This window comes from uncultured Campylobacter sp. (genome assembly GCF_938045535.1).
Taxonomy (GTDB): Bacteria; Campylobacterota; Campylobacteria; order Campylobacterales; family Campylobacteraceae; genus Campylobacter_B.
In genome coordinates this window covers 1-1,912 of sequence record NZ_CALIMQ010000109.1, presented here as the reverse complement: position 1 = coordinate 1,912, position 1,912 = coordinate 1, and the positions used below count along the sequence as shown (strand labels likewise).

Genomic DNA, 1,912 nt, shown 5'->3' with positions numbered 1-1,912 from the left:
CTAGACCTCACGGCGCGGACGAGGTCGTAGACGCCCAAGAGGACGATGGCGGCGAGGACGCAATCGCGCAAAGCGAGGATGAGGAGGTTGCGGATCAAAGCAGTGAGCTTAGAAAAAGCAGTGTCAAAAAAGCGGACAAAAACGCCCAACTTACTCTAAATTCTCTGCGCGGCGATAAAAACGAGATCGTACTTGAGTTTAACCGCGATCTAAGGCAGAGCGATTATAAGGATTTCACCATTGCAAGCAACGATCATTTTCGCTTCGTGATTGATTTTGGCGCGCGGCAAAAATCGCAAAAAACGCGGCTTAAAGATAGCTTTGTTAGCGATGTACGCGTCTCACAATACAACGATAAGACCGTGCGCATCGTACTTAGTGATCCGAAAGAATTCAATGCAAACGTAGAAATTAACGGCAATATGATGATTTTAAGTACGGCTGAAGGCTTAAAAGCCGCAAAATCCGCGCGCGCAGAAAAAAACAAGGATCAAAAATCAGGGCGCAAACGCGGGCGCGAGCAAGATAGCGAGCCGCAAATCAGCACGATAGATGATGTGCAAGGTGCCAAAACCGCGTCCGTAGCCGCCGGTAAAATTTACAAATCCACTAAGGGCAAGCTCATCGTAATCGACCCCGGTCACGGCGGCAGCGATTCTGGCGCGGTCGGAAACGGGCTAAAGGAAAAAAATGTCGTGCTAGCCACATCCAAAAAGCTCGGTGCGCTGCTTACCAAGCGGGGATACAAGGTGCTTTATACGCGCAGCACCGACGTGTTTATAAATTTAAGGTCGCGCACCGCTTTCGCCGCTAAAAGAAATGCTGATATGTTTATTTCGATCCACGCAAACGCCGCTCCTAACGCTAGCTCAGCACTTAAAATGAGCGGTGTGGAGACCTTTTTCTTAAGCCCGGCTAGAAGCGAACGCAGTAAAAACGCCGCCGCGCTCGAAAATAGGGGCGATTTGGAGGATATGAATACCTTTTCAAAGCAGACCTTTTTAAATTTCTTAAATCGCGAGAAGATAATATCCTCAAACAAGCTTGCCATCGATATTCAAAGCTATATGCTAAGCTCGGTCAAAAAGAGCTTCTCAAGCAGAGACGGAGGCGTGCGCGAGGCGCCGTTTTGGGTGCTGGTGGGCGCTACGATGCCCGCGGTGCTCGTGGAGATGGGCTACATCACGCACCCGCAGGAGGGTAAAAATTTAGGCAAAAGCGCCTATCAAGACCGCATCGCCCAAGGCATCGCAAACGGCGTGGATGCGTACTTTCAGAAAAACAAGTGATAAAATTTTATGCGCCGCGATTTTACGAGCAAGATAAAATTTTATTTCGGCGCGAGATCTGCTCCGCAGATAAATTTTAGCTGGCGCGATAGCTCTTGTGGATAAACAGAGCGCAGAGGCGGTAAATTTAAAATTTTAAAGCCCGCCGCGCTAAATTTAAAGCAAAACGTGCGGTGCTGCGCGCAAAATTCCGCCCGCGTGCCAAATATTTACTGATAGCGGGTAAATTTTGCGGAGCGTCTTGCGGCGCCACGAGTTAGGGATATATACGGCTTAGACGCGGAATTTTTAGCGCAGCTTGGCATAAAATTTTAAAGCACGGACTTGGCGCCGCTTGACGCAGCAGAGTGCGGCTGGCAGTAAAATTTACCGACAGAATCGCATTTAAGTCGCGCGAAAAATAGCGATTTTGTCGCGCCTAATGCGAATCGTGTTTCAAACCGCGTCCGCGCAATTAGGATTGCGCTTTAAGTCATGAGTATGTGTATCGCTCAAGCCACGCTTAACGGCGCAGTAGCGCCCTAAAATTTCGCGCCATGTTCGCAGAGCGGCAATATTTACATAATGCCGCGAACGCGATAGTTTCAACGCGCCGATGCCTGCGCCGTATTCGATGAATGCGC

The 1,912-nt window shown here is 49.4% G+C and carries 2 protein-coding genes; one reads left to right on the top strand and one right to left on the bottom strand.

What is annotated here, in order from left to right; genetic code table 11:
• On the top strand, nt 1–1,289 hold a 1,289-nt coding region (locus tag Q0095_RS03525), incomplete at its 5' end, for an N-acetylmuramoyl-L-alanine amidase (protein WP_297881403.1).
• 435 nt (nt 1,290–1,724) lie between these two features.
• Here the strand turns inward: Q0095_RS03525 and Q0095_RS03520 are convergent.
• Nucleotides 1,725–1,912 (bottom strand): hypothetical protein (locus Q0095_RS03520; RefSeq protein WP_297881401.1); only part of this gene is annotated, 188 nt, incomplete at its 5' end.